The organism is Ruania albidiflava DSM 18029 (assembly GCF_000421225.1).
In the GTDB taxonomy this organism is placed as follows: Bacteria; Actinomycetota; Actinomycetes; order Actinomycetales; family Beutenbergiaceae; genus Ruania; species Ruania albidiflava.
Window position 1 is genome coordinate 1 of record NZ_ATWL01000029.1, and the last position, 26,556, is coordinate 26,556.

Genomic DNA, 26,556 nt, shown 5'->3' on the forward strand with positions numbered 1-26,556 from the left:
CCCCCCTTCGCCCTCAGCCTGGTAGCGGTCGATCCAGGTCTTGACGCACTTGCGGGACACACCCATCGCGGCAGCGATGTGGGCCTGCTTCCAACCATCCCGGTGACGGTCGACGATCAGACGCCGACCATAGAAGGTCAGGCGGGCATTATGGTGTGACACGGAGCCTCCTTGTGGTGGTGCAGCCTTCGAACAGCCACACCCCACTCGGAGGCTCCTCCTAGGTCAACCAGACCCGCCGAGTGCTACCAACCTCCTGGCCGGGTACACCTAGTCTTGGAGTAGGTAGGCACGCCGTCTGCCATCTGCCGCCGAGGAGACGAGATGCCCGACCAGATCAAGAACTGGCTCACCGACATGGATGGCGTGCTGGTGCACGAGGAGCACGCCCTGCCGGGAGCGGCGGAGTTCGTCGCACGGCTGCGGGAGAAGCAGATCCCGTTCCAGATCCTCACGAACAACTCGATCTACACCCCGCGGGACCTGGCCGCGCGGCTGCACACCTCAGGTATCGAGGTGGACGAGTCGGAGATCTGGACCTCCGCGCTGGCCACTGCCTCGTTCCTGGCCGACCAGGTGCCCGGCGGCAGCGCCTACGTGATCGGCGAGGCGGGGCTGACCACGGCGCTCTACGAGCACGGCTACATCCTCACCAGCTCGGCGCCGGACTACGTGGTGCTCGGGGAGACCCGGACGTACTCGTTCTCCGCGATCACCCGCGCGATCCGGCTCATCACCGACGGGGCGCGGTTCATCGCCACCAACCCGGACGTCACCGGCCCGTCGCTGGAAGGGCCGTTGCCGGCGACCGGGGCCGTGGCCTCGATGATCACCGCGGCCACCGGGCGCAAGCCCTACTTCGTCGGCAAGCCGAACCCGGTGATGATCCGCACCGCACTGAACCGGATCAACGCGCACTCCGAGGCCACGGCGATGATCGGCGACCGGATGGACACCGACGTGGTCGCTGGGATGGAGGCGGGGCTGCGCACCTACCTGGTGCTCACCGGCTCCACCACCGCCGACGAGGTGGAGTCCTTCCCGTACCGACCCACTGCTGTGATGGACGGGATCCAGGACCTGGTCGAGCTGCTCTGATCAAGCACGAGCCAGCGGGTCTGGGTCAGCGCTGCTGCCAGGGCTGCTGTCCGGGCGGGCCCTGGTAGCCGGAGGCGCTCGGGCCCTGGTAACCACCAGCGGGCGGTGGCGGCGGCTGCGTGCCCGGCTGCACACCGGAGTCGGTCGGCAGCGGCTGTCGCGTGGGCTGCTGCCCCTGGGCGTAGACGCCGACGTTGCCACCCCGGTCCTGGAAGGACACCCGAGGCGCAGCGCGCACGGCTGGGTCGTTCACCTCGAAGTACTCGGCGCGGCTGAAGTTGAACATGCTCGCGATGATGCTCGGCGGGAACGTCTCCACCTTGGTGTTCATGTCCCGCACGTTGGCGTTGTAGAACCGGCGCCCCGCTGCGATCCGGTCCTCGGTGTTGGTCAGCTCGTCCTGCAGCTGGGCGAAGCCTGCCTGGGCACGCAGCTGGGGATAGGCCTCGGCGACGGCGAACAGCCGGCCGATGGCACCCGAGAGCACGTCCTCCTGTGCGGCGCGCTGGGCCGGGCTGGCGCCGCCGGCGTTCGCCGCAGCGGCACGGGCGCGGGTGACCTCGTCGAACACGGCGCGCTCGTGCGCGGCGTACCCCTTGACCGTCTCGATCAGGTTCGGGATCAGGTCGTAGCGGCGGTGCAGCTCGACGTCGATCTGCCGCCAGGCTTCCTGCACCAGGTTGCGCAGCTTGACGAACCCGTTGTACGTGGCGATCGCCCAGCCCACCACGATGACCACGACGACCAGAACCACGATGAGCACGACTGCTACCGGATCCATGGTGTCCACCTCCTCAGCTCTTGGCGAGGGTGAGCCTGGGCCCCTCCCTCGGCGGGCACCGGCGGGCGCCCCGGGGGCAAGAGTCTACTGACGCTCGAGGCCCAGATCTGCCGCTGAGAGCACCCAGAGATAGGGGAGTTCTGCCCGTTGCACGGCCTCGCGGGCACCGGTATCGCGGTCCACCACCGAGGCGACTCCCATCACGGTGGCACCGGCCTCGCGGGCCGCAGCGACCGCGGTCAGGGCGCTCCCGCCGGTGGTGGAGGTGTCCTCGAGCACCACCACCCGTCTGCCGGCGATGTCCGGACCCTCGACCTGGCGCTTCATCCCGTGCCCCTTGGCCTCCTTGCGGACCAGGAACGCGTCCAGGTCCAGACCGCGGCTGGCGGCAGCGTGCTGCACCGCGCACACCACCGGATCCGCACCCAGGGTGAGCCCGCCGACGGCGTCGATCTCCCCGACGCCCATCCCCGCCTCTTCGAGCCGGTCCAGCAGGAGGTGACCGATCAGCGGCGCCGCCTCGTGGTGCAGCGTCACCCGCCGCATGTCCACGTAGTAGTCGGCCTCCCGGCCCGAGCTGAGCGTCACCTTTCCGCGGATGACGGCGTGGGCGTTGACGAGGTCGGCGAGGCGCTGCAACGAGGTGGTGGTCACCTGCAGAGCGTATCGCCGGCACCGACCTGGCCGAGGTGCAGGAGCCGGGTGGTGGCCCTGCCCCCGGTGTTCACCCTGGTCCGGGTTACGGTAGCCAGCGTGCGTATCGCGACCTGGAACGTGAACTCGATCCGTGCCCGCGCTGAGCGGGTGCTCGCCTGGCTGGAGCGCAGCGATACCGACGTGCTGCTGCTGCAGGAGACGAAGGTCAAGGATGAGCAGTTCCCGTCGCTGCTGTTCGAAGCGGCCGGGTACGAGGTGGCCTGCCACGGGCTGAACCAGTGGAACGGGGTGGCGATCGTCTCCCGGGTGGGGATCACCGACGTGCAGCGCGGTTTCGACGACCAGCCCACCTGGGGTGAACCACCGGTGGCCGAGGCCCGGGCGATCGGCGCCACCTGTGCCGGGCTGCGGCTGTGGAGCGTGTACGTGCCGAACGGCCGCACCCTGGCCGACCCGCACTATGAGTACAAGCTGCGCTGGCTGGCCGCCCTGCGGGACCAGGCCGCCGGGTGGGCGGCGACCGGCGGACCGTTGGCGTTGATGGGCGACTGGAACGTGGCCCCGCGGGACGAGGACGTGTGGGACATCGCGGTGTTCGACGGCGCCACGCACGTCTCCCCGCCCGAGCGGGAGGCGTTCGCGGCCTTTGCTGACGCGGGCCTGGTGGAGATCACCCGGCAGCTGGCACCGGGCAAGTACACCTACTGGGACTACCAGCGGCTGCGCTTCCCCCGGAACGAGGGGATGCGGATCGACTTCGCCTGGACCAGCCCGGCACTGGCCGAACGCGTGCAGCAGGTGTGGATCGACCGGGACGAGCGCAAGGGCAAGGGCGCGTCCGACCACGTGCCGGTGGTGCTCGAGCTGGCGCAGACCTGAGGCCCGCGCAGGCTAGGCTCGGTACATGAGCTATCCGGGGCCGCCGCAGCAGCCTGACCCGTGGGGCGGGCAGGCTCGGCCAGGTGGGCAGCCGGCGCCTGGTCCCGCGCAGCCGGGATACGGCCAGCCCGGTGCGGCCCAACCGGGATACAGCCAGCCCGGCGCGGCCCAACCGGGATACAGCCAGCCCGGCGCGGCCCAACCGGGATACAGCCAGCCCGGCGCGGCCCAACCGGGATACGGCCAGCCCGGCGCGATGCCTCCCGCCCCCGCACAGTGGACCTCACCAGGCCAGGAGACGGAGGCGGGTGTACCGGCCATCCCGCAGGCGCCGACAACGCAGCCCGCACCGCAGACCCCGCTCGGACAGAGCCCCTATGGTCGGCACGCTCCGGCCGAGCAGCACGCTCAGGGCTCCTACGGTCAGTTCACCTTCCCGGTGATGAGACGGCGGCCGCTGGAGCCCACTGCCGTGGCCTCGGTCGCCACCTCTCCGCTGGGGCCAGTGGGACTGTTCCTGGGCCTCTTCGCCCGGCGTCAGGTGAAAGCCACCCAGCGCCGCAGCCCGGCACTGGCGGGTACCGGAATCGGGCTCGGCGCACTGTTCACCGTGCTGTGGGTGCTGGCAGCTGTGGTGCTCGCCGGGAACGGCACCATCGCGCGCTGGACGGAACAGCCCCAGGCCGGTGACGTGGCCGAGGCCCGGACGGTGGCCGCCAACAACGTGGCTGTGGGCAACTGCATCGAGTTCATACCGCCCGGGCAGTCGGTCGGTGAGCTGCGGCTGGTGCCGTGCGCACAGGAGCACGCAGCGCAAGCGATCACCTCCCATGAGCTGGACGGCGACTTCCCCGGCGTGGAGACCCTGAGCACGCAGGCACAGGACACCTGTCAGGCGGACGTCTCCGCACTGACCAGCGACGTCTCGTTGATGGTGTGGTACCTCGCACCGAGCGAGCAGGCCTGGGAGCAGGGCACCCGCCAGATCCTCTGCCTGGCCCGCGCGCAGGCCGGGACGATGACCGGTGACCTGGTGAACGGCTGAGCCAACCGCCGTCGGGCAAGGTGACGATCGCCTCCCGCGAGCCGTATGGTGCGGCCATGACCTCTCCCTGGGACCCCAACGCACCGATCCCGCCAGGTACCCCTGGACCGGCCAGCCCGCAGAGCGGCTACGGCCAGGGAGAGCCCGGCTACGGCCAGGGGCAGCCGGGCTACGGCCAGGGACAACCGGACTACGGCCAGGGCGGTCCGGGACACGGTCAACCAGCGCAGCCGGGCTACGGCCAGGGGCAGCCGGGCTATGGTGCACCGCAGCCCGGCCAGCCCGCACCAGGCCAGCCGGCGTACGGCCAACCCGGGTACGGTGCCGCGTCCCAACCCGGGTACGGTGCCGCGTCCCAACCCGGATACGGCCAACCGGCCTACGGTCCGGCTCAACCCGGCTACGGCCAACCAGGGTACGGCCCCGGCGGCGCACCGTTCGGCGGCCCGACCCCGCCGAAGAACCGCACCCCGCTGATCATCGGCGTCGCGATCGGTGCTGTCGTGGTGCTGGTGGGCGGATTCTTCCTGGTCCGGGGCCTGCTCGGCGGCAGCACCGGGGAGAACACCGCCGACGTCGACTCCCCCACCCAGGTGCGGGACATCGACCTGGTCCCGGGCAACTGCCTGGAGTCCCTGGAGTACGACGCGGACTACCTGCTCACCCAAGTTCCGTGCGCGGACGAGCACGGCGTCGAGGTGTATGCGGAGACCAGCGTGTCCGAGTCCGACCACCCGGAGTTCCCTGGTGAGGGCGTCTTCGACACCGAGTCGGACGAGTTCTGTGCCGGTGAGTACGGCGAGGTGGTGCGACCGGTGATCGACTCCTCCGACCTGCTCTACACCTCGCTGTACCCGTCGCAGAACACCTGGGACAACGGCGACCGCACGTTCACCTGCCTGATCGCCGCACCTGAGGGCGGCCACCTGACCGGCAGCGTGATCGCCGGCGACGGTCGGCTGACCATCGACTACTGACCGCCACCGGCTCCCGCCCCGGCGGGGCGGGAGCCGGCAGCCGCAGCGGCGCAGTGCGGTGAACCGCTCAGCCGGCCCGCAGCACCAGCCCCTCCGCGCCGGCATCCGTGGGTCGGTCGACCACCACGGTGTCACCGTCGGCGACCTCGCCGCCGAGCAGCATCTTGGCGAGCTGGTCACCGATCTGACGCTGCACCAGACGTCGCAGCGGGCGCGCCCCGTAGGCGGGGTCGTAGCCCTCGAGCGCGAGCCACTCCCGAGCCGCCGGGGAGACCTCCAGCACCAGGCGGCGGTCCGCCAGCCGCTCGGCCATCCGGTCCAGCTGCAGGTCGACGATCCGGCCGAGCTGCTCGATGCTCAACGCGTCGAAGACGACGATCTCGTCTAGCCGGTTGAGGAACTCCGGCTTGAACGACGCGCGGGTCACTTCCAGCACCCGGGACCGCTTCTCCTCCTCGGACAGCGTGGCGTCCACGAGGAATTGCGAGCCGAGGTTCGAGGTGAGCACCAGGATCACGTTCCGGAAGTCCACGGTGCGGCCCTGACCGTCGGTGAGCCGGCCGTCGTCGAGCACCTGCAGCAGGATGTCGAACACCTCCGGGTGGGCCTTCTCGACCTCGTCCAGCAGCACCACCGAGTACGGGCGACGCCGGACGGCCTCGGTGAGCTGACCACCCTCCTCGTAGCCGACGTACCCCGGAGGGGCACCCACGAGCCGGGCCACCGAGTGCTTCTCGGAGTACTCGCTCATGTCGATGCGCACGATGGCGCGCTCGTCGTCGAAGAGGAAGTCGGCTAGCGACTTGGCCAGCTCCGTCTTGCCCACCCCGGTGGGGCCGAGGAACAGGAACGAACCAGTCGGCCGGTCCGGGTCGGCGATACCAGCCCGGGAGCGCCGCACCGCGTCGGAGACGGCCCGCACGGCGTCGGTCTGCCCGATCAGGCGCTTGCCGAGCACGTCCTCCATGTGCAGCAGCTTCTGCGTCTCGCCCTCCATCAACCGCCCGGTGGGGATACCGGTCCAGGCGGCCACCACTTCGGCGATCTCCTCGATACCGACCTTGTCGGCGATCATCGGCTCGACGGCGCTAGCGTCCTCCTCTGCCTTCTCCGCGGCAGCGATCTGCTCCTGCACCGCAGGGATCTCCCCGTACAGCAGCCGGGAGGCGGCCTCCAGGTCGCCCTCGCGCTGGGCGCGTTCGGCCTCGGTGCGCAGGTTGTCCAGCTGCGCCTTGAGGTCACCGACCCGGTTGTGGCCGGCCTTCTCCGCCTCCCAGCGGGCGTTCAGCGCTGCGAGCTCCTCGGACTTGTCGGCGAGCTCGGCACGCAGCTTCTCCAGCCGCTCGGGGGACGCCTCGTCGTCGGAGTCGGTCAGGTAGGACTCCTCCATCTTCAACCGGTCGACGGCGCGGCGGAGCTCGTCGATCTCCACCGGCGAGGAGTCCAGCTCCATCCGCAGGCGGGAGGCTGCCTCGTCCACCAGGTCGATCGCCTTGTCCGGCAGCTGCCGTCCCGGGATGTACCGGTCAGAGAGCTGGGCGGCGGCGACCAGCGCCGAGTCGGCGATGATCACCTGGTGGTGCGCCTCGTACTTCGGTGCGATACCGCGCAGGATCGCGACGGTGTCCTCCGCAGAGGGCTCACCGACGAACACCTGCTGGAACCGGCGCTCCAGGGCCGGGTCGGTCTCGATGTGCTCGCGGAACTCGTCCAGCGTGGTGGCGCCGACCATCCGCAGCTCGCCGCGGGCGAGCATCGGCTTGAGCATGTTGCCGGCGTCCATCGAACCCTCGGAGGCACCAGCACCGACGACCGTGTGCAGCTCGTCGATGAAGGTGATGATCTCCCCGTCGGAGTCCTTGATCTCATCGAGCACGGCCTTGAGCCGCTCCTCGAACTCGCCGCGGTACTTCGCACCGGCGACCATCGCGGCCAGGTCCAGAGCGATCAGCCGCTTGCCCCGCAACGAGTCCGGTACGTCCCCGTCCACCACCCGCTGGGCCAAACCCTCCACGACGGCGGTCTTGCCGACACCGGGCTCACCGATCAGCACCGGGTTGTTCTTCGTGCGGCGGGAGAGCACCTGCACCACGCGACGGATCTCGGTGTCCCGCCCGATGATCGGGTCGAGCCCGCCTTCCCGTGCGGCCGCGGTCAGGTCCACGCCGTACTTCTCCAGCGCTTGGAACGTGCCTTCTGGGTCCGGGCTGGTCACCTTGGCCGAGCCACGCACCTGGGGCAGTGCGGCAAGCAGCTGGTCGCGGGAGGCGCCGCCGGCGCGCAGCGCCTCACCGACTCCACCCGTGTCCTTGGCCAGACCGAGCAGCAGGTGCTCGGTGGACACGTACTCGTCCCCGAGCGCCTTCGCCTCGTCCTGCGCGGCGTTGATCACGGTCAGCAGCCCGCGGGACATCTGCGGCTGGCTCACCGAGCTGCCGGCGGCAGCGGGCAGCGCCGTGGCGATCCCCTGCGCCCGCTGGCCGAGGGCGTTCCGGTCGGTTCCCACTGCGTCCAGGAGCGCGACCGCGACGCCTCCTTCCTGGGCGAGGAGTGCCTGGAGCAGGTGAACCGGTTCCAGCTGCGGGTTGCCCGCTCCGGTAGCGGCCTGGACGGCAGCGGCGAGCGCCTCCTGGGACTTGGTGGTGAGCTTGGTATCCATCGAACCTCCGGGACGTGGTGAGCAGATGACTGACTGTTCTGGACAACGACACCAACCTTGAGTCTATTCCGCTCAACTTTGATCCGCGCGCTGGAGCTCCGCCGTCCCCGTTCCTCGTGCAGACGCGGCCGGAGTGCGGAACACTGACCCGTGGGTGCCCGATCGGGCACCGACAGAAAGGAGCACACCATGGTCGGATTCGACGAGCTGAAGAACAAGGCGTCCGAGGCCCTCCAGAACGAGGAGAAGACCGACGGTGCGCTGGACTCGGCGAGCAACTTCGTCAACGAGAAGACGGGTGGCAAGCACGAGGACAAGGTTCAGCAGGGGCGCGACTTCCTCGACGGGAAGGTCGGCGACGAGCGCTGACGCCCCACCGCACGGTCCGGCCGGTCTTCCCCTGAGGAGGCCGGCCGCCAGCATGTGCACGGCCCCGATGGTCTGGACTTGTCCGTCGGACCGCCCTCGTCGCATGCCTGCGTGGGGAACGCTTCCTGGGGCATCCAACCGTCGATCTCGTTGCCGGAGACCTCGCCGCTGGGATAGGTCGCCACCTCGTCCAGGCGGAACGTCGCGGCGTGGGTGAAGCGAGCGCCTTCAGCACCGAGCAGAGCAGCTGCTGCGCGACTTCGCCCGGTCGATGCCGACACCAGCCCTCCTCCGTCGATGCGCTGGTCAGGAAACCACGGCCGGCCGATCGGTGCACGTCGCCGAGATGGGTCGAGGTACCCACCGGCGTGCCTACACCCAGCCGCAGATGGCAGACTCGCGGTGTGAAGGCACTGCTCCGACCGCTGCTCGCTCTGATCGCCGTTCTCGCGTTGGCCGGCTGCTTCCGGGTGGACGGCGACCTGACCATCTCCACCGAGGACACGGTCTCCGGCGAGGTGACCGCCGCGCTCGACCGGCAGGCAGCCATCGCCCAGGGCCGGGATCCGGATGCCTTCGTCACCGACCTCCTGGACGAGGTCAGTGGCGCACCGGACTCGGGGGTCACCGCCGAGCCCTATGAGGACGGCGACTATGTCGGCGTCACGCTGACCCTCACCCGCACACCGCTGGTCCAGATCAGCGATGCCACCAGCGGGATGCTCCAGATCACCCACGAGGGCGGCCAGTACGTGGTCAGCGGTGACTTCAGCGGTCTCACCCAGGCCGAGGACGAAGGGAGCACGCAGGACAGCGACGCGGAGGCCGCGCCGTGGCAGGCCGACCTGTCCATCACCTTCCCGAACGGGGTCACCGAGCACGACGGAGAGCTGTCCGGGTCCACGGTGACCTGGCACCTGAGCGACGGGGCGAACACGATGAACGCGCGGGGCCCAGCGCCCGGAGGCGGCGTCACCTGGGTCTGGATCGCCGTGATCGTCGTGATCGTCGCGCTGCTGGCCACCCTCGTGTGGTGGCTGCTGCGGCGCCGGTACGACGGTGGGGCGATCGCCGGTCTCCGGTCTGCGGGGGCACGGATGCGGGAGCGGCACGCCGCCGCCCGGGGTGATGCCACCGGCCGGATCAGCGACCTGGGCGAGGACCGGACACCAGAGTGACCCGGTCGGCCCTGCCGGTGCAGCGGATCGAGGGCGCCCGGCTGCTCGGTGCGGACCTGTCCCGGCACGCGCCGCTGGTGGATGTGACGATCGCCGGCGGCCGCGTGGTGGCCGTCGAACCGGCCGGCACCACGACAGCGGCCGCAGCGGCTGACGACGCGGTGCGTCTGCCGGCCGACGGCGCCTGGTTGATGCCCGGCCTGTGGGACGCGCACGTCCATCCCACCGACTGGGCGGCCGCCAGACACCGGCTGGACCTGTCTGCCTGCAGCGACCGCTGCGAAGTTCTGGATGCGGTCTCGGCACAGGTGGCAGCCGGCCGGGAGACCTCGGAGCTGGTCGGGGTGGGCCTGCGGCATGCCACCTGGGAGCTGGAGCCGCGGGTAGAGCTGCTCGATGCGGTCACCGGCGCGGTGCCCACCGTGCTGCTGAGCACCGACATGCACTCGGCCTGGTTCAACAGCGCTGCGCTCTCCCGCTACGGGCTCACGGCCGGGGCCGACGGCCTGGTCGCCGAGAACGACTGGTTCACGGTGATGCCGCAGGTGGGTGCCGCCGACCAGACCACCCGGGACCGGTGGGTGATCGAGGCTGGTCAGGCGGCGGCCGCGCTCGGGGTGGTGGGGATCACCGACTTCGACCCCGGCGACAGCCACGACGCCTGGCGCCGCCGGGTGGCCGCCGGCTTCGACGCCCACCGGGTGCAGGCGAGCGTGTGGCCGGACCGGCTGAGCACCGCGATCGAGGCCGGGCTGTCGACCGGGAACCTGCTCCCCGGGGGCGGCGACCTGCTGACGATGGGGTACCTGAAGGTGATCAGCGACGGGTCGTTGAACACCCGCACTGCGTGGTGCCACGAGCCGTTCGGTCGCGGCGAGGCGGGCGCCCCGAACCTGGCCGCCAGCGAGCTGCGCCGGCTGATGGCCCGGGCAGCGGCGGCCGGGATCTCCTCGGCGATCCACGCGATCGGCGACCGAGCGTGCACGGTGGCGCTGGACTCCTTCGCTGCCACCGGCGCCCGTGGTCGGATCGAGCACGCTCAGCTGCTCACCGATGCCGATGTGGCCCGGATGGCCGACCTCGGGGTGCAGGCCAGCGTCCAGCCCGGACACCTGGTCGCCGACCGGGACGTGGTCGACCTGATCTGGGCGGACCGTGCGGCCCGGGCCTACCGGTTCGCCGACCTGCACCGGACCGGGGTCACCCTGGCGCTGGGCTCAGATGCGCCGGTGGCGCCGCTGGATCCCTGGCTGGCGATCAGCGCGGCCGTGCACCGCACCGATGACGACCGGCCGGGTTGGCACGCCGAACAGCGCCTGGACCTGGCCACAGCGCTCCGTGCGTCCTGGGGTTCGGTGGCACATGTGCGGCCGGGCGGGCCCGCGGACCTGGTGCTGCTGGACCGGCACCCGGAGTCGCTGCTAGGCACCGACCGGCTCCGCCCGGAGGTGCTCGCGACTGTCTGCGCCGGGCGGCTCACGCACCTCGGCTGGTGACAGCACCCGGGCACCACCGTCGCAGGTCGCGGGCGGGGCCGCTCACCACAGCGGACGTTCGATCATCGCCTGCGATCTGCGCTGTGGTCGGCCCTCCGCCTCTGCCGCCGAACCGGGTGCGGATGCGGCCGGCTCCGCCGTTCGTTCTCCTAGCTGCTCGGGCTCCGGCGCCTGCAGCCCCCGGAGCCGGGCGAAGCGGGCAAGGTCGCGCCGGAACTGGTCCAGGGTGGCGATCGTGTACAGGCCGTCGATCTGGTCGCTGGCGCGCATCTGGTGGATGCGCCGCAGGTCAGCCTGGCGTGCGAGCCACCCGATGCCGTCGACGACCGCCAGGATCGCCTGGCGCGGCAGCCGGACGTCGGCCATGTCGGCGATCTCCCGGACGGCGTCGGTGAGCTTCGACCCGGTGGAGTCGAACCCCTTGGCGGCGACTGCGACGTGCTCGGTACCGGCCTCGTCCAGGACGAGCAGGTCGCACGGTGCGTCCCGCCCGCCGCGACCGGTGAACCGGGTCCGGACCTGGGTGATCAGCCCCAGCTCGCAGGCGATGTCCTCGATCTGGTCCTCGACGCTGCGGCCCTGCTCACCGGCGGAGGCCGCCCGCACCCGCGAGCCGGCCCGCGCGACCAGCACGTCCCCGAAGGTGTACTGCCGGTCCAGCTGCACCCGGAGGGCGTCGATGAGGTCGAACTCGGCATCCAACCACTCGACCACCTCGCGGGCCCGGGAGCGGACCAGCGCGGTGATCGACGCGGTCCCGAACCGTGCCTGCAGGGTCCGCTTCGTCCGTTCACTGGTGAGGCCGACGCTGAGGGTGAGCACCTCGGCGCGGGTCGGCTCCCGCCGGAGCCAGGCGGTCACCGTGTCCACCGCCAGCTCCGGGAGCCGGGCCAGCGATGCGGCGGCGGCCTGGATCTGTTCCGCTGCGGCGGTGGTCGCCAGCGGGCTGACGTGCACCGACACCTGCCCGATCGAGTCTCGGTACTCCTCGAACGTCGGGGCGCTCATCGGCCCACGAAGAGCAGCTCGGAGACCGCCCTGCGTCGGGCAGCGGCGTGGGTGCCGAACGAGTAGGTGTGCTCCACCCGGTGCACCTGGACCCTCGGCTTCACCCGGCGGAGGAGCTCCTCGATCACCTCGGCCCCGGGCAGGGCGTTCGTGGAGTAGGACAGCACGATCGTGCCGGAGTCGGCGAACTGTTCCAGCGTGCGCCGCAGCGCTTCGGTGATGGTGCGCTTGTACGCGAACGGCGTGAACTTCTTCACGATCTTCTTGGTGCGGGTCTCCGGCATGAGCTCCTGACCCTCCCAGTACACCGAGAGGCCCTGCAGGAAGTGGTACCGCTTCATGTAGTCCGCATCGTCCGACGGCGGCGCGTACGGGGGGTCCAGGTACACCAGGTCCCACTGCTCGGCGGGCAGGTCGGCGACGTCTCCGGTGATCGTGCGGTGGGCGCGGCCGTCGGCGAAGACCACCCGGTTGTACTCCTGCACGCGTTCCACGAAGTGTTCCCGCAGGCTCAGCTGCAGGTCGCGCCGCCCGTCGACGTACCGGGAGGAGTCGGTGAAGGTGAACACACCCCGCGGCTGCTTCCGGGCGGCGGACAGCAGCAGCGCGGCGATCGCCAGGTCCCGCTTGCCGCCGGTCATCACCGCGATGTGCGACCAGGCGGAGTCCAGGAAGGCGCGGTCCGGTTCGTCGAAGTACAGACCGGCGAAGGTGCGCTGGATGAAGTCCCGGCCGTCCCGGTTCGGTGCGCAGATGGTCTCGACGTCCGCAGCGGTGAGCAGCTGGTCCCCGTTGCCCACAGCAGCGCGGGTGATGACCCCGGGGAAGTCCAGGAAGTCGTTCGAGGTCACCTCGTACCCCTGCGCCTTCATCAGGTAGGAGACCACACCGGAGCCGGAGAACGCGTCCAGGGCGCGCATGCCGCCGGCATCGGCGAAGACCTCCGCCAGCTGGGGCACCAGCCGGTACTTCGACCCCATGTACCGCAACCGTGGGAAGCTGCGCGTGCGGGCGACGGCCTCGTCGCAGGTGACGGGCCGGCGGACGTCCTCCACCGCGGTCATGCGTCCATCATCTCCCAGCACGGTCGGTGCACTCGCGAGGCCATGCCGCCCAGTAGAGCATCCACCCCCGACACCCCCGGTCGCGAACGCTCTTCTTTGCGGCGGGCAACCGGTTGCCCGCCGCAAAGAAGAGCGTTCGCGGGTGGCGGGCGGGGGCGCGGTGGGGGTGGGTCAGCCGACCGGTGGGCGGCGGTGGGCCCAGGGAACGGCCTCCTCCAGAGCTGCGGCCAGGGAGAGCAGCCGCTCCTCCCCACCCAACCCCGTACCCAGGGTGACGCCGAACGGCAGGACGGGACCGCCGTCGTCGGCCGCGGCCCAGTGCAGCGGGACGGACACGGCCGGTGAGCCGATGATGTTCCACGTGCTGGACCACGGGGTGAACGCGCACTGCGCCCAGAAGTCCGCCTCCGGGTCCGCATCGTCGCGCATCTGCCCGATGCCCGGTGGCGGCTGGGCCAGGCTCGGGGTGAGGATCACGTCCACGTCCGCCCACGCGGTGGCCGCCTCGCGGGCGAGCTGCTGGCCAGCGTTGATGGCGTTGGCGTAGGTCAGGCCGTCCACATCGCGGCCCCGTTCTCGCATCCACCGGCTCAGCGGCACCAGCAGGTGCTCGGCCTCCGGCGGGATCGGCGCAGTGGCGGCCATCACCGACCAGACATCCAGGAACGGCAACCACTTCTCCGCCGGGAACGGCACCGGGGCCTCGCTCACCTGGTGGCCCAGGTCGGTCAGGGCCTGGGAGGCGAGCTCGACGGCGGCGATCGCCTGGGCGTGCACCGGTGCGTCCGGCGTGATGAACGGGGTGGTCACCACACCGATGCGCAGGTGCTGCTCGCGCCGCTCGCACGCGTCCAGGTAGGAGGTCTGCGGTCCGGGCAGCTGGTAGGTGTCCCCCGGCCATGGGCCGGCCAGCACGTCCAGGGCGAGCGCCGTGTCCCGCACGTCGCGGGTGAGCACACCGTTGGTGGCCAGGGCGGCGCCGTCGACGCCGTAGGGTCCGGTGCTGATCCGGCCTCGGCTGGGTTTGAGGCCCACCAGGCCGCAGGCGGCTGCGGGGATGCGGATGGAGCCGCCGCCGTCGCTGCCGTGCGCGATCGGCACGATCCGGCTCGCCACTGCGGCCGCCGCCCCTCCGGAGGAGCCGCCGGCCGAGCGGGACAGGTCCCAGGGGGTGCGGGCCGGTGGGGCGATGTCCGGCTCGGTGTAGCAGGGCAGGCCGACCTCCGGGGTGTTCGTCTTGCCGACCATCACCGTGCCGGCCTGACGGAAGCGGGTGACCACCCCGTCATCCACCGGGGCGACGAACCCCTCCAGGGCGGCGCTACCCGCGCGCATCGGCACACCGGCGACCATGGTCAGGTCCTTGATCGGCAGCGGGACGCCGAGCAGCGGCGGCAGGGCGGCCAGTGCGGCGTCGTCGGTGCCGGCAGCGTCCAGCGCTGCGGTGGCCTCGCGGGCCTGCTCGGCGGCCACGTCCGGGGTGCGGGTGACGAAGGCGCCGACCCGCTCGTCCAGGGCGTCGGCGCGGGCGCGGGTGTGCTCCAAGACTTCGCCCGGCGACACCTCGCGGCGGCGGACCGCGGCGGCCAATTCCCGGGCGGTCAGGTCGTGCAGCTCAGCCATACCTCGAGCCTAAGCCCAAGGTCCGGGCTGCTGCCCAGGTATCGGTCCCTGCGGCGGGCCGGTAGGCGGGCCCTGGGGCGGGCCGGCGAAACCTGGAGCACCGGGCGGACCACCCGCTCCCGGCGCTCCGTGCTGACCGGCCTCGACCCGCCGCCGGTCCTTGCTGCGGGTATACCACCAGATGGCGCCGATGATGGTCACGATCAATCCCGCCCCACCCAGCCCGATGGCCACGAAGACTCCGGCGATGGTCCCGAAGATGCCACCGAAGAACGCCGGGACCTCCTTGCTGGGAGCGATGATGATCGTGGCCCACTCGACCGCGTCCGGGTCGGTGAGCTCCGGTGCGGTGACGGTGTACTCACCTGCATCGCTGGTGCGGAACGAGTAGACGTCGTGTGCCGACACACCGCGAACATCCACACTGCCGCTGGGTGTGAACCCGGGGAACGCCTCCTGTCCGTCCGGTCCGGTGACGGACACCATGTCGCTCAGCTGGACACTGGTCGAACCGCTGGGGCGGGCGAGGTAGATGGCGAAGGCGCTGGACGCCGGTAGTTCGAGCGTGACAGACCCGGGGACCTCGGTGCCGCCCACCGCATCTGGTCCCGGGGCGCCGTCGGCCCCGACGATCCCGGTGGGCAGCACGGACAGGAACAACCGCACCACCAGCCCCACGACCGCGAGCGCTGCGATCAGCATCAGCACGCCCACGGCGGTGAGGATCTTCGGTCCGGTCGTGGAGGTCTTCACCGGCAGCGGAGTGTAGGCCATGCGATTGAGGGTACCTGGCGCCCGCCGGGCTGCCGGGTGGCCCGTCGGCAGCCGCTGCGGCGAGGTGAGCGGGTCAGTCGTCGCGGGTCTCAGGCACCCGGGCCACCAGCTGGGTGGGGTTCACGAACCGCAGCGCGACGATGAGGATGATCAGCATCGTCACCGTGTAGACCACGGCCATCGCGGAGATCAGCGAGCGCGCCTCACCACCGCCGGCGGCGGTCATCGCCCGGTAGATCGCCACCACGAGGGTGTCCGTCGGCGGCCCGGAGACCAGGAAGGTCAGCTCGAACATGCCCACGGTGCGCACCAGCACGAGGATGGCCGCGGCGAGGATGCCCGGCACCAGGAGCGGACCCAGGATGCGCAGGAAGACGTCCTTCATCCGGGCACCGCACATCCGGGCGGCGCTCTCGATCGACGGGTTGATCTGCTCGATGAACGGGGTCATCGTCATGATGACGAACGGCACCGACGGCACCAGGTTCACCAGGACGACCGCGACCAGGGTGCGGCCCAGGCCCACGTTGTACATCACGGTGGCCAGCGGGATGCCGTAGGTGATCGGTGGGATGATGATCGGCAGCAGGAACAGCAGCGTGATCAGCTGCTTGCCGGGGAAGTTGCGGCGGGCGAGCAGGTAGGCCGCGGGCACCCCGATCAGCACGGAGATCACCACCACGGTCACGCCCACCCCGACGGTGACACCGATGACGTGGGTCATGTTGAACCGGTCCCACGCCTCGGCGTACCAGTCCGCGGTGAACTCTTCCGGCAACCAGCCGCCGAACCACCGGCGCCCGAAGGAGTCCACCAGCACCGAGACCAGGATGCCGATGAGGAAGATGAAGAAGGCAGCCACCAGGGCCCAGACCACCCAGGTGCTCGGGCGGGCGACCAGGCGGCGGCGCTGCGGGGCTGCCGCCTCGGTTGCAGCAGTGTCGACAGTAGCCATCAGCCCTTGCCTCCTGTGGAGCCGCGGTAGAGCGTGGTGCGCCAGAGCATCACGATCGCGATGACGATCAGCTCCACGACCCCCATCATGATCGCGATGGTCGAGGCCATCGGATAGTCGATCTGCTCGCCGAAGGACCGATAGGCCATCAGCGCCATCACCCGGGTACTGCCAGTGGGGTCACCGACCAGTCGTGCCGAGGGGAACACGCTGAAGGCGAGCACGAAGGTGAGGATGAAGGTGGTGGCCAGCCCGGGGGCGAGCAGCGGCAGGATGATCCTGCGGAACCGCTGGAACCAGCTAGCACCCAGGGTGGTGGCGGCTGCCTCCAGCGAGGGGTCGATCCCGGACAGGTAGCTGCTGATCAGCAGGAACGAGAACGGGAACCCGGAGATCACCAGGGAGAGGAACACGCCCAGGTAGTTGTTCACGAACTGGGCCGGCTCGTTCAGCACGCCGATCTGGACCAGGAAGGTGTTCAGCCAGCCCTGCCGGCCGGCGAAGATGAGCAGACCCTGCGCCGTGAGCACGGTGCCGAGCGTGATCGGCAGCACCAGCAGGGTGGTCAGCAGCCGCTTGCCCCGGAACTTCCCGCGCAGCTTGAACGCCACCGGGATGGCTGCGAGCACGTTGAAGAGGGCGGCCGGGAGGGCCAGGCGCAGCGTGATCCACACCGAGTCGAACACGAACGGGTCGGAGAAGAACGCGATGTAGTTCGCCCAGATGCCGCCGCCCCACTTCTCCTGCATCCCTGCTGTCGGTTGGACGGTCAGCCCGATGCCGTACAGGAAGGGGTAGATGAACAGCGCGACGGTGAACGCCACGGCGGGCAGCAGCATGAGCAGGCCACGGTCGATCCCGCGCTCGGCCAGCCGGTGCCGCAGCCCGGCGGTGCTGCGGGCGCTCATGTCGCTGCCTCACCGGCGAGCGCTGTCTGCGCGACTGGCTCTCCGGCTGCATCCAGGTCGGCAGCGAACACCAGCGCCCGGGCGGGGTCCACCCGGAGGCGGACCTTGTCCCCCGGCTGCGGCGCGAGCTCGCTGCGCACGTACAGGGTGGTGCCGCTCTTCGCCGTCGCGCCCACGGAGAACTCCCGGCCGTGGTACTCCACCACGGCCACCTCGGCGACGATCAGCCCGTCGCCGGTGTCCTCGCTGCTGGCGATGCGCAGGTCCTCCGGGCGGATGGCCAACCGGGCGGCGCCACCCGGGGTCACACCGCCCACGGCCGTGCCGCGGATGTGCAGGTCCTCGTTCGAGACCAGCACACCCTCGGCACCGGACTCGGTCACGGTGACATCGAGCAGGTTGCGGTAGCCCATGAAGTCTGCGACGTGCCAGTTCACTGGTGCGGTGTGCAGCTCCTCGGGCGTGCCGACCTGTTGCACCCGGCCCTCGCGCAGGACCACCAGGCGGTCGGCCATGGACAGCGCCTCCTCCTGGTCGTGGGTGACGTAGATCGTGGTCAGACCCAGGCTCTGGTGCAGCCGCCGGATCTCGGTGCGCATGTCCAGGCGCAGCTTGGCATCGAGGTTGGACAGCGGCTCGTCCATGAGCACCAGGCTCGGTTCCAGCACGATCGCCCGCGCGATGGCGACGCGCTGCTGCTGGCCGCCGGAGAGCTGGCCGGGCAGCTTCTTGGCGTGCGCCTCGAGCTTGACCAGCGCGATCGCCTCGGTCACCCGGCGCTTGGTCTCGCTGCGAGACACCTTGCGCATCTGCAGCCCGAAGGCGATGTTGCGTTCCACGCTCATGTGCGGGAACAGGGCATAGTTCTGGAACACCATGCCGAACCCGCGCTGCTCCGGCGAGAGCGTGTCGATCCGCTTCTCGTCCATCGTGATCGTGCCGTGGGTCAGGGGCAGCAGCCCGGCCAGGCAGTTCAGCGCGGTGGACTTCCCGCAACCTGACGGTCCGAGCAGGGCGATGAACTCCCCTGCCCGGATCGTCAGGTCGAGGCCGGCCAGCGCGGCGTGACCACCGAAGCTACGACCGAGGCCGGTCAGCTTCAGGGTCTCGAACGCGTGCGGTGTAGTTGCCATCGGAGGTGTCCTCAGTACTTCCCGGCACCGATCTCGCGGTCCCAGATGTCGAAGGCGGTGACCATCTGCTCCGGCGGGAGCGGTGTGGTGGTCGGCATCGACTCGATCAGGTCGTCGTACCAGTCCCGGCCGTACTCTGCGATCACGTCCTGGCTCTCCTGCGGGGCCAGGTCGAGGGTCGCCCCCTCCACCGAAGGACCCGGGTAGAAGTAGCCGTGGTCGTAGGCCATCGCGTTCACCTCAGGGGTGAGCATGTAGTTCAGCAGGTTCACGATCGCGGAGATCTTGTCCGCGGACTGCCCACGCGGGATGACGGCGTAGTGCGCATCCGTCACCCAGGTGAAGTCGTCGAACGCGGCCGCCTCGATGCTTGCCGGTTCCTGACCGTTGGCGCGCGGCTCGATGTCCCACCCGGTGGTGATCGGGGTCATCGCCCAGGTGCCGTCGGCCATGTTGGTGATCACCTGGCCGGTGCCGGTCGGGTAGTTGTCGATGTACTGGTTCAGCTCGGTGAGGTACTCCCAGGTGTTGTCCCAGCCGTTCTCCGGGTCACTGGGGTCCTCGTCGCCGAGCAGGTAGGGCAGGCCCATGAGCCAGGTACGGCCCGGACCAGAGTTCGCCGGGCGGGCGTAGCCGAAGTCGCCCGGGTGTGCCTCAGCCCACTCCAGCACCTCCTCAGGGGTGCTCGGCACGTCGCTGACGACGTCAGGGTTGTACTGCAGCAGCGGACCGGACGGGTAGTAGGTAGTCACCACACCAAAGCCCTCGGCGAGCTCCTGCATGGCTGCGGCCGGTTCGATGTAGTTCTCCTGGTTCGGGATCCGGTCGCCGAACTCCTCCACGATCGGGATCCACAGGTCTTGGTCGATACCGGCGGACAGGCCGTCGTTCCCGGTCATCACCAGGTCGATGGAGATGTTGCCGGAGTCCACCTGCGGCTGGATGGCGCCGACCAGGTCGGGAGCCCCGCCGGACTCCCAGGTCACCGAGGAGATGATGTCCGGGTGCTCCTCGACGAACTGGTCGACCATGCCCTCGGTCAGCTTCGCGTTGCCCGCAACGTCCAGGATGTTCAGCGTGACCGCCTCGGACGGGGTCTCCGGCACCTCGTCCGGAGCGGCGGACTCGCCCGACCCGGAGTCGTCGTCGCCGGACTCCGGAGGTGAGCAGGCGGCCGCCATCAGACCGACCGCGGCTGCCACAGCAGCCACCTGCAGCGTTGTTCTCCTGCGCATGGAGCGCTCCTTTCTCTGGTCCGGCCACTACGCCGGACGGATGGGACTGGTAGGTCGCGGCCCGGTCGAGTCGCGCACGACGAGGTCCACCGGCACCACGTGGTGCGGGGGTTCTTCGGACGAAGCGGCGGCCTCCTGCGTGGCGGCGAGCGCATCGAGCGCCCGGCGGGCCATCTCCTCGCGGGAGGTCGCGACGCTGGACAGGTGTGGGGTGACGGACCGGGCGAACGGGATGTCGTCGAAGGAGACGACGCTCAGCTCCTCCGGTACGTGCACACCTCGGCGCTGGGCGCGATCGAGCAGACCCAGCGCCATGAGGTCGTTGTAAACCACGACAGCGGTCACCGCGGAGGCGAAGACGATGTCCGCAGCTGCGACACCACCGGAGAAGTACGGCTGGAACGAGCCGAGATCCCGGCCGTGCACGCCGTCCAGCTCGGCAACGACCTCCAGGAACGCGCCCTGCCGGGCCGTGTTCGACCAGGAGTTGCGTGGGCCGCCGACGTAGCCGATCTCGGTGTGTCCCAGCGCCCACAGGTGCCGCAGGCCCTGGATCATCCCGTCCCGGTGGTCCGGTACCACGGAGGCGACTGCGGACATCGCTCGGTTGAGCATCACCACAGGTGTACGGCCGGCAGCGGCGAGCAGCTCGTCGGTACCGGCACGGGGCGAGCACAGCAGCACCCCGTCCACCTGGGTGGCCACGGCCTCCACCACCTGCAGCTCGGCGGACGGGTCTTCGTCGATGTCGGCGAGGAACATCTGCAGGCCGCGAACCCGTGCCTGCTCCTGGATCTCCTTGGTCAGGCCGGCGAAGTAGGGGTTGTTCAGGTCCGGGATGGTCAGGGCGATGTTGCCGGTGCGGCCAGTCACCAGTCCGCGGGCGGCACGGTTCGGCAGGTAGCCGAGCTGGTCGGCAGCCTGCTGGACCTTCTGCAGCGTAGGTGGGGACACCATATGCGGTGAACTCAGCGCCCGGGAGACCGTGGAGACGGAGACACGTGCGAGCACAGCCACGTCGTTCGCCGTTGCACGCATCGTCGGGACCTCTCACCAGTGATCAGGTGCGCCGAGTCTGCAACACATCATTGCCGTCGTCAAGATGCGTGATCAGAACCTGACCAACCTCCAGCCACCAGACGCTCTTGCGGCGCTGTGCCAACGAATGACGCCACCGTGCTACCGTCGGCCACTCTCTGCAAAGGTTTGCATACTTCACGTCAATGCGGTGCGCAGAACTCGCCTTCCACTCGTGCCTGGACACGCTTTGGCCAGTCGAGGAGCGCGCAGCTCACCGCGCCGGAACCGGTCGCCACCGGCTGCTACCGTTCCGACATATGGACACCCCGGATGTGACGAAGGTGCTCTGGCGATGAAGGCGTTGTACAAGTCCGGACCGCACCCTGGCCTGGAGCTCGTCGACCGACCCGAACCGCAGCCGGGCACCGGCGAGGTGAAGATCCGGGTGTTCACGACCGGGATCTGTGGCACCGATCTGCACCTGCTGCACTGGGACCCGGCGGGCGCCGGGATGGCCCGGGCCCCGCTCATCCCCGGCCACGAGTTCTACGGTGAGGTGGTCGCCCTCGGGGACCTGGTGCAGGATGTGCAGATCGGCGACCGGGTGTCCGGTGAGGGGCACATCGTGTGCGGCATCTGCCGCAACTGCCGCGCGGGCCGGCGCCAGCTGTGCATCCGCACCCGTGGGGTGGGGGTGCAGCGGGACGGGGCGTTCGCCGAGTACGTGGTGATCCCGCAGGAGAACGTCTGGTCGCACACCCGGGAGGGCAGCACGGACATCACCCCGGAGCTCGGTGCGCTCTTCGACCCGTTCGGCAATGCGGTGCACACCGCGCTGAAGTTCCCGGTGGTCGGGGAGGACGTGCTGATCACCGGGGCCGGCCCGATCGGGTTGATGGCTGCCGCTGTGGTGCGCCATGCCGGGGCCCGGTACGTGGCGATCACGGACGTGTCCACACCGCGGCTGGCGCTCGCCGAGCGGATGGGGGTGGACCTGGCGCTGAACGTCTCCACCACCGACATCGAACGGGCCCGGCAGCAGCTGCGGCTGCGGGAGGGATTCGACGTCGGGCTGGAGATGAGTGGGCATGCTGAGGCGCTGCCAGAGATGATCTCGGTGATGAACCACGGCGGGAAGATCGCGCTGCTGGGCCTGCCCACCACCTCGATCGACATCGACTGGGCCGCCGTGGTCACGCACATGCTCACCCTGCAGGGCATCTACGGCCGGGAGATGTTCGAGACCTGGAACGCGATGACCGCGATGCTGCAGACCAGCCGGTGGCTACACGAGACGATCGCCTCCGTGGTCACCGACGTGCTGCCGGCCACCCGGTGGCAGGAAGGTTTCGACGTCGCAGCGGGCAGCACCGGTGGCAAAGTGGTGCTGGACTGGACCGTGTTCTGAGGTTCGGCCCCAGTGTCGAGCGCCCGGCAAGGCCACGAGGAGCGGAGGAGCGACATGTACGCGATCAAGGACGAGCTGACGGCGGAGCTGGCAGCACTGCGCGCCGAGGGCACCTACAAGCAGGAGCGGTCGATCACCTCACCGCAGTCCGCACACATCAGCGCTGGCCCGATCGGGGCACCATCGGCGGAGGTGCTGAACTTCTGCGCGAACAACTACCTGGGCCTGGCCGACCACCCGGACATCCTCGCCGCTGCACACCGTGCGCTGGACGAGCGCGGCTTCGGGATGGCCTCGGTGCGGTTCATCTGCGGTACCCAGGACCGGCACCTGGAGCTGGAGGCGCGACTGTCGGAGTTCCTCCGCACGGACGCCTCGATCCTGTTCGGTTCCTGCTTCGACGCCAACGGCGGCGTGTTCGAGGCGCTGCTCGGGCCCGAGGACGCCGTGGTGTCCGATGCGCTGAACCACGCCTCGATCATCGACGGCATCCGGCTGTGCAAGGCGCGGCGGCTGCGGTACGCGAACCGGGACATGGGCGAGCTGCGGGAGCGGCTGGTGGAGGCGCGGGACGGCGGAGCTCGCCGGATCTTGATCGTCACCGACGGGGTGTTCTCCATGGACGGCTACTACGCTCCGCTCGCCGAGATCTGCGATCTCGCCGACTCCTTCGGCGCGCTGGTGATGGTGGACGACTCCCACGCCGTCGGTTTCGTGGGCGAGACGGGGGCCGGTTCGCACCAGCGGGCCGGCGTGGTCGAGCGGGTGGACCTGCTTACCGGCACATTCGGCAAGGCGTTGGGCGGTGCCTCCGGTGGCTATGTGGCCGGGCAGGCGGAGATCGTGGAGCTGCTGCGCCAGCGGGCCCGGCCGTACCTGTTCTCCAACTCCCTGGCTCCCGCGATCGTGGCGGCCACGCTGACCGCGCTGGAGCTGGCCGGCGGGGCCGGTGAGCTGCGGGAACGGCTGTGGGCGAACGCCGCCTCGTTCCGCCGTCAGATGTCTGCGGCAGGCTTCGAGCTGCTCGACGGTGAGCACGCGATCGTGCCGGTGATGTTCGGTGACGCCGCCCTGGCCACGAAGATCGCCGATGCGATGCTCGCCCAGGGGGTGTACGTGACCGCGTTCAGCTTCCCGGTGGTCCCCCGCGGGCAGGCCCGGATCCGGGTGCAGCTCTCCGCCGCGCACACCGAGACGGATATCGAGGCGTGCGTGGCCGCCTTCGTGGCCGCGCGCGAGCAGGTGAGCGCCGGCTGACCAGCGGCCCGCCGCTCACAAGGTCACGAGGATCCGGTCACCGGCGCCCGGTCCCTATTGACCTTACGGGGCCGGCTCCGTCGCTCGACGGAGGTGGAACTTTCACCCGTGCGGCGGATCCACACCGGCCGACCGCTGCGTAGCGTCAAGGACATGGATCACGCAGCACTGTTCACGATGATGACCGCCCTCCCACTGACCGCGTCGCTGATCGTCGCGGCCAACGCGAAGAAGCTGAACGCAGCCTGGCGGGAGCGCCGGGCAGCACGCACCCGCGGCTGAGCCAGCCGGTCCCCCAGCCGTCGCGCTCCCCCAGCCGCCCCGGCTGCCCCGGCGCGGCCACGGGCCAGGCGAGGCTCCGCCGTCCCAGGCTGGTCTCGCCGTCTCCTAGGCTGAGCACAGCCACCCGCTGATCAGCCCAAGGAGCACTGTGAGCACTGCCGGCACCGAGGACGAGTACACCTGGCTCGAGGACGTCGAGGGGGAGCGCGCCCTGGACTGGGTCCGCGCCCGCAACGCCGAGCGCGCCGCCACCCTGGCCGCCGGCCCCGAGTTCGCCAGCACCCGGGACGCGATCCTCGAGATCCTGGACTCCGACGCCAAGATCCCAGACGTGTCGAAGGTCGGCGAGCACCTCTACAACTTCTGGCGGGATGCTGACCACGAACGCGGGCTGTGGCGGCGCACCACGCTGGACTCCTACCGCACCCAGACCCCGGAGTGGGAGACGGTGCTGGACATCGACGCCCTGAACGCCGCAGAGGGGGAGAACTGGGTCTGGCACGGGGCAAGCGTGCTGCGCACCGGACCGCATGCCTACACCCGCGCGATCGTGGACCTCTCCCGCGGCGGCGCTGACGCCGATGTCTCACGCGAGTTCGACCTGGTGGCCAAGACCTTCGTCGACGACGGGTTCTTCCGGCCGGAGTCCAAAGGCGGCACCAGCTGGATCGACGAGGACACGCTGTTCGTGTTCACCGACACCGGTCCGGGAACGATGACCCCGTCCGGCTACCCGCGGATCGCCCGCCGGTGGCGCCGCGGCACCCCGTTAGACCAGGCGGAGGTGGTCTACGAGGGCACCGAGGCGGACATGTACATCGCCGCCGTGCACGACTCCACGCCCGGGTTCGAGCGCGACTTCGTCTCCCGGGCGATCGCGTTCTACAGCGAGGAGCTGTACCTGCTCTCCGGCACCGAGCTGACCCTGGTCGACGTGCCCCGTTCGGCGAGCGCCGGGGTGCACCGGGAGTGGCTCACCGTGGAGCTGCGCGAGGACTGGGAGGTGGCCGGGCGCACCTACCCGGGCGGCTCGCTGCTGGCGATCGAGCTGGACCGGTTCCTCGCCGGCGAGCGGGACTTCCGGGAGCTGTACACGCCCACTGCGGCTACCTCGCTGGCGGCCTACACCTGGACCCGGCACCACCTGGTGCTGAACGTGCTGGACGATGTGAAGTCCCGGCTGGAGATCCTCACCCCGGCCGACGGCGGATTCTCCCGGTCGGTCTTCGCCGGCGCCCCGTCCGTGGGTACTGTGCAGGTCGCGCCGGTGGACCCGCGCACCAGCGACGAGCTGTGGCTGTACGCCACCGACTTCCTCTCCCCCACCACGCTCTCGCTCGCCGCACTGGCCGAGGCGCCGGGACCGGACGGGCAGGTGGCGGTGCGGATAGAGCCGCTGAAGTCGATGCCCACGTTCTTCGACGCCGAGCACCTGGTGGCCGAGCAGCACTTCGCCACCTCCGCCGACGGCACTGCCGTCCCCTACTTCCTGCTCCGCCGGGAAGACCTGCCCTTCGACGGCTCCACGCCCACGCTGCTGTACGGCTACGGCGGTTTCGAGATCTCCCTGACCCCGATGTACTCCGGTGTGCTGGGCAGCGCCTGGCTCGAGCGTGGCGGAGCGTACGCGCTGGCGAACATCCGCGGCGGTGGTGAGTACGGACCGGCCTGGCACCAGGCGGCGCTGAAGGCCAACCGGCACAAGGCGTACGAGGACCTGGCGGCGGTGGCACGCGACCTGGCCGAACGAGGTGTGACCAGTGCCGAGCACCTGGGTGTGCAGGGCGGCTCGAACGGCGGGCTGCTCACCGGGAACATGCTCACCCAGTACCCGGAGCTGTTCGGCGCCGTGGTGATCCAGGTACCGCTGCTGGACATGAAGCGCTACTCCCACCTGCTCGCCGGCGCCTCGTGGATGGCCGAGTACGGCGACCCGGATGTGCCCGAGGAGTGGGAGTTCATCCGCAGGTTCTCCCCGTACCACCTGTTCGACCCCGAGGCCGAGTACCCGCCGGTGCTGCTGACCACCTCCACGCGGGACGACCGGGTGCACCCGGGGCACGCCCGGAAGATGGCCGCCCAGATGCTCGCGGCCGGCAAGGACGTCACCTACTACGAGAACATCGAGGGCGGGCACGGCGGCGCGGCAACCAACGCGCAGCAGGCGCACATGCAAGCGCTCGCCTACCGGTTCCTCGCCGAGCGGCTCGGGCTGGACTGAGGTACGCGTTCCCTCGTGCCCGCCCAGGACTCACCCCCTGCCCCCACTCCCCCTCCCCGCCTGCACAGGTGCCTGAGGTACCCGAGGCGGTCTGAGGCAGGTGCGCACAACCTCAGATCGCGGTGTGCCTGAGACAGGTGTCTGGCCGGGGCGCCTGGCCGGGCCCGGGGCGGGGTCAGCGGCGGGACGGCCAGGGCCCGAGATCGGGCAGGTCGACGGTCTGCCCCGCGCTGGTGGCCAGCGGCAGCGGACGCACCTCGCGCCCGGCGAGCCAGCCGGTGATCGAGGTGAGCGGCCCGGTGACGGTGACCGGCGCCGTCTGCTCGCACCCCGGTGCGGCGGCCACGACGTAGCGCACCCCGGGTTCGAAGGCGTCCAGCTCGATCAGCCCACCGGTGGGCAGCCGCACGGAGAGGAAGTCCAGCAGGTGCTCGCCTGAGTTGGCTCATTCGCTTAGTGCGTGAGTTCTGGCCCGTGGATCGCGTCGAGGACGGCCTGTTTCTCGGCGGGGATAGCGGGCGGGAAGGTC

Annotated in this window: 25 protein-coding genes; 11 read left to right on the forward strand and 14 right to left on the reverse strand. The window is 70.3% G+C overall.

Annotation, left to right across the window (positions count from 1 at the left end; genetic code table 11):
* Positions 1-162, reverse strand: a 162-nt coding sequence (locus tag K338_RS25335) for a helix-turn-helix domain-containing protein (protein WP_157612287.1), incomplete at its 3' end; no start/stop codon positions are given.
* 162 nt (positions 163-324) lie between these two features.
* Here K338_RS25335 and K338_RS0118265 point away from each other — a divergent pair.
* Positions 325-1,098, forward strand: a complete 774-nt coding sequence (locus tag K338_RS0118265) for an HAD-IIA family hydrolase (RefSeq protein ID WP_022919603.1) — start codon at positions 325-327, stop codon at positions 1,096-1,098.
* A 25-nt stretch (positions 1,099-1,123) separates the two neighbouring features.
* Here K338_RS0118265 and K338_RS23845 read toward each other — a convergent pair whose 3' ends face one another.
* Positions 1,124-1,879, reverse strand: a complete 756-nt coding sequence (locus tag K338_RS23845; RefSeq protein ID WP_084481463.1) for a LemA family protein — start codon at positions 1,877-1,879, stop codon at positions 1,124-1,126.
* Positions 1,880-1,963: 84 nt separating this feature from the next.
* Positions 1,964-2,533 carry an orotate phosphoribosyltransferase gene (gene pyrE, locus K338_RS0118275; protein ID WP_022919605.1) on the reverse strand — a complete coding sequence of 190 codons (570 nt, stop codon included), beginning with the start codon at positions 2,531-2,533 and terminating at the stop codon, positions 1,964-1,966.
* A 99-nt stretch (positions 2,534-2,632) separates the two neighbouring features.
* On the opposite strand from pyrE, the gene K338_RS0118280 reads away from it, so the two are divergent.
* Genes K338_RS0118280 through K338_RS24820 form a run of 3 tightly spaced genes read left to right on the forward strand, consistent with a single transcriptional unit; the run spans position 2,633 to position 5,437 of the window.
* Entirely contained in the window at positions 2,633-3,415 is a 783-nt protein-coding gene (locus K338_RS0118280) for an exodeoxyribonuclease III (protein ID WP_027287018.1), read from the forward strand.
* Positions 3,416-3,440: 25 nt separating this feature from the next.
* A complete protein-coding gene (locus tag K338_RS23850; RefSeq protein ID WP_157612634.1) occupies positions 3,441-4,460 on the forward strand; it encodes a DUF4190 domain-containing protein in 1,020 nt (339 codons plus the stop codon).
* Positions 4,461-4,516: 56 nt separating this feature from the next.
* The gene (locus K338_RS24820; RefSeq protein WP_022919608.1) at positions 4,517-5,437 is read left to right on the forward strand and encodes a septum formation family protein; all 921 of its coding nucleotides are present in this window, start codon (positions 4,517-4,519) and stop codon (positions 5,435-5,437) included.
* Between the two features lie 67 nt (positions 5,438-5,504).
* Here the strand turns inward: K338_RS24820 and clpB are convergent, their stop codons facing one another.
* The gene (gene clpB / locus K338_RS0118295) at positions 5,505-8,096 is read right to left on the reverse strand and encodes an ATP-dependent chaperone ClpB (protein ID WP_022919609.1); all 2,592 of its coding nucleotides are present in this window, start codon (positions 8,094-8,096) and stop codon (positions 5,505-5,507) included.
* Between the two features lie 189 nt (positions 8,097-8,285).
* On the opposite strand from clpB, the gene K338_RS0118300 reads away from it, so the two are divergent.
* The 3 genes from K338_RS0118300 to K338_RS0118310 all read left to right on the forward strand — a co-directional run bounded on the left by K338_RS0118300 (position 8,286) and on the right by K338_RS0118310 (position 11,139).
* Positions 8,286-8,465, forward strand: coding sequence for an antitoxin (locus K338_RS0118300; protein WP_022919610.1), 180 nt, complete (start codon positions 8,286-8,288; stop codon positions 8,463-8,465).
* 404 nt (positions 8,466-8,869) lie between these two features.
* A complete protein-coding gene (locus K338_RS0118305; protein WP_022919611.1) occupies positions 8,870-9,643 on the forward strand; it encodes an LppM family (lipo)protein in 774 nt (257 codons plus the stop codon).
* Complete coding sequence (locus tag K338_RS0118310) at positions 9,640-11,139, forward strand: amidohydrolase (protein WP_022919612.1); 1,500 nt, start codon at positions 9,640-9,642, stop codon at positions 11,137-11,139. Before K338_RS0118305 ends, K338_RS0118310 begins: the two co-directional genes overlap by 4 nt.
* A 42-nt stretch (positions 11,140-11,181) precedes the next feature.
* Here the strand turns inward: K338_RS0118310 and K338_RS23860 are convergent, their stop codons facing one another.
* The 9 genes from K338_RS23860 to K338_RS0118355 all read right to left on the reverse strand — a co-directional run bounded on the left by K338_RS23860 (position 11,182) and on the right by K338_RS0118355 (position 20,877).
* Positions 11,182-12,147 carry a hypothetical protein gene (locus K338_RS23860; RefSeq protein ID WP_022919613.1) on the reverse strand — a complete coding sequence of 322 codons (966 nt, stop codon included), beginning with the start codon at positions 12,145-12,147 and terminating at the stop codon, positions 11,182-11,184.
* Positions 12,144-13,211 (reverse strand): DNA adenine methylase, encoded by a 1,068-nt coding sequence (locus K338_RS0118320; RefSeq protein WP_022919614.1) that lies wholly within the window; start codon positions 13,209-13,211, stop codon positions 12,144-12,146. Before K338_RS0118320 ends, K338_RS23860 begins: the two co-directional genes overlap by 4 nt.
* A 171-nt stretch (positions 13,212-13,382) precedes the next feature.
* Positions 13,383-14,834 carry an amidase gene (locus K338_RS0118325; RefSeq protein WP_022919615.1) on the reverse strand — a complete coding sequence of 484 codons (1,452 nt, stop codon included), beginning with the start codon at positions 14,832-14,834 and terminating at the stop codon, positions 13,383-13,385.
* Between the two features lie 9 nt (positions 14,835-14,843).
* A complete protein-coding gene (locus K338_RS0118330; RefSeq protein ID WP_022919616.1) occupies positions 14,844-15,608 on the reverse strand; it encodes a hypothetical protein in 765 nt (254 codons plus the stop codon).
* A gap of 73 nt (positions 15,609-15,681) precedes the next feature.
* Positions 15,682-16,563, reverse strand: a complete 882-nt coding sequence (locus tag K338_RS0118335) for an ABC transporter permease (protein WP_022919617.1) — start codon at positions 16,561-16,563, stop codon at positions 15,682-15,684.
* Positions 16,563-17,471 (reverse strand): ABC transporter permease, encoded by a 909-nt coding sequence (locus tag K338_RS0118340; protein ID WP_022919618.1) that lies wholly within the window; start codon positions 17,469-17,471, stop codon positions 16,563-16,565. The genes K338_RS0118335 and K338_RS0118340 overlap by 1 nt, the downstream gene beginning before the upstream one ends.
* Positions 17,468-18,604, reverse strand: coding sequence for an ABC transporter ATP-binding protein (locus tag K338_RS23865; protein WP_022919619.1), 1,137 nt, complete (start codon positions 18,602-18,604; stop codon positions 17,468-17,470). The genes K338_RS0118340 and K338_RS23865 overlap by 4 nt, the downstream gene beginning before the upstream one ends.
* A gap of 11 nt (positions 18,605-18,615) precedes the next feature.
* Positions 18,616-19,839, reverse strand: a complete 1,224-nt coding sequence (locus K338_RS0118350) for an extracellular solute-binding protein (protein ID WP_027287022.1) — start codon at positions 19,837-19,839, stop codon at positions 18,616-18,618.
* A gap of 27 nt (positions 19,840-19,866) precedes the next feature.
* Positions 19,867-20,877 (reverse strand): LacI family DNA-binding transcriptional regulator, encoded by a 1,011-nt coding sequence (locus tag K338_RS0118355; RefSeq protein ID WP_022919621.1) that lies wholly within the window; start codon positions 20,875-20,877, stop codon positions 19,867-19,869.
* A gap of 334 nt (positions 20,878-21,211) precedes the next feature.
* Here K338_RS0118355 and tdh point away from each other — a divergent pair, with 334 nt between their 5' ends.
* From tdh to K338_RS0118375, 4 genes are all read left to right on the forward strand, one after another.
* On the forward strand, positions 21,212-22,267 hold the full coding sequence (gene tdh / locus K338_RS0118360) for an L-threonine 3-dehydrogenase (protein WP_022919622.1): 1,056 nt from the start codon (positions 21,212-21,214) through the stop codon (positions 22,265-22,267).
* A gap of 54 nt (positions 22,268-22,321) precedes the next feature.
* Entirely contained in the window at positions 22,322-23,524 is a 1,203-nt protein-coding gene (locus K338_RS0118365; RefSeq protein ID WP_022919623.1) for a glycine C-acetyltransferase, read from the forward strand.
* A 153-nt stretch (positions 23,525-23,677) separates the two neighbouring features.
* Positions 23,678-23,806, forward strand: coding sequence for a hypothetical protein (locus K338_RS26480; RefSeq protein ID WP_281166630.1), 129 nt, complete (start codon positions 23,678-23,680; stop codon positions 23,804-23,806).
* Between the two features lie 148 nt (positions 23,807-23,954).
* Entirely contained in the window at positions 23,955-26,027 is a 2,073-nt protein-coding gene (locus K338_RS0118375) for a prolyl oligopeptidase family serine peptidase (protein WP_022919625.1), read from the forward strand.
* A gap of 175 nt (positions 26,028-26,202) precedes the next feature.
* Here the strand turns inward: K338_RS0118375 and K338_RS0118380 are convergent, their stop codons facing one another.
* A complete protein-coding gene (locus K338_RS0118380; protein WP_022919626.1) occupies positions 26,203-26,436 on the reverse strand; it encodes a hypothetical protein in 234 nt (77 codons plus the stop codon).
* Positions 26,437-26,556 lie beyond the last annotated feature (120 nt).

Excerpts from the sequence above, each read along its gene's own strand:
- K338_RS0118265 (WP_022919603.1), top strand. The coding sequence starts at position 325 with ATGCCCGACCAGATCAAGAACTGGCTCACCGACATGGATGGCGTGCTG.
- K338_RS23845 (WP_084481463.1), bottom strand. The coding sequence starts at position 1,879 with ATGGATCCGGTAGCAGTCGTGCTCATCGTGGTTCTGGTCGTCGTGGTC.
- K338_RS23850 (WP_157612634.1), top strand. The coding sequence starts at position 3,441 with ATGAGCTATCCGGGGCCGCCGCAGCAGCCTGACCCGTGGGGCGGGCAG.
- K338_RS24820 (WP_022919608.1), top strand. The coding sequence starts at position 4,517 with ATGACCTCTCCCTGGGACCCCAACGCACCGATCCCGCCAGGTACCCCT.
- clpB (WP_022919609.1), bottom strand. The coding sequence starts at position 8,096 with ATGGATACCAAGCTCACCACCAAGTCCCAGGAGGCGCTCGCCGCTGCC.
- K338_RS0118300 (WP_022919610.1), top strand. The coding sequence starts at position 8,286 with ATGGTCGGATTCGACGAGCTGAAGAACAAGGCGTCCGAGGCCCTCCAG.
- K338_RS23860 (WP_022919613.1), bottom strand. The coding sequence starts at position 12,147 with ATGAGCGCCCCGACGTTCGAGGAGTACCGAGACTCGATCGGGCAGGTG.
- K338_RS0118320 (WP_022919614.1), bottom strand. The coding sequence starts at position 13,211 with ATGACCGCGGTGGAGGACGTCCGCCGGCCCGTCACCTGCGACGAGGCC.
- K338_RS0118325 (WP_022919615.1), bottom strand. The coding sequence starts at position 14,834 with ATGGCTGAGCTGCACGACCTGACCGCCCGGGAATTGGCCGCCGCGGTC.
- K338_RS0118330 (WP_022919616.1), bottom strand. The coding sequence starts at position 15,608 with ATGGCCTACACTCCGCTGCCGGTGAAGACCTCCACGACCGGACCGAAG.
- K338_RS0118335 (WP_022919617.1), bottom strand. The coding sequence starts at position 16,563 with ATGGCTACTGTCGACACTGCTGCAACCGAGGCGGCAGCCCCGCAGCGC.
- K338_RS0118340 (WP_022919618.1), bottom strand. The coding sequence starts at position 17,471 with ATGAGCGCCCGCAGCACCGCCGGGCTGCGGCACCGGCTGGCCGAGCGC.
- K338_RS23865 (WP_022919619.1), bottom strand. The coding sequence starts at position 18,604 with ATGGCAACTACACCGCACGCGTTCGAGACCCTGAAGCTGACCGGCCTC.
- K338_RS0118350 (WP_027287022.1), bottom strand. The coding sequence starts at position 19,839 with ATGCGCAGGAGAACAACGCTGCAGGTGGCTGCTGTGGCAGCCGCGGTC.
- K338_RS0118355 (WP_022919621.1), bottom strand. The coding sequence starts at position 20,877 with ATGCGTGCAACGGCGAACGACGTGGCTGTGCTCGCACGTGTCTCCGTC.
- tdh (WP_022919622.1), top strand. The coding sequence starts at position 21,212 with ATGAAGGCGTTGTACAAGTCCGGACCGCACCCTGGCCTGGAGCTCGTC.
- K338_RS0118365 (WP_022919623.1), top strand. The coding sequence starts at position 22,322 with ATGTACGCGATCAAGGACGAGCTGACGGCGGAGCTGGCAGCACTGCGC.
- K338_RS26480 (WP_281166630.1), top strand. The coding sequence starts at position 23,678 with ATGGATCACGCAGCACTGTTCACGATGATGACCGCCCTCCCACTGACC.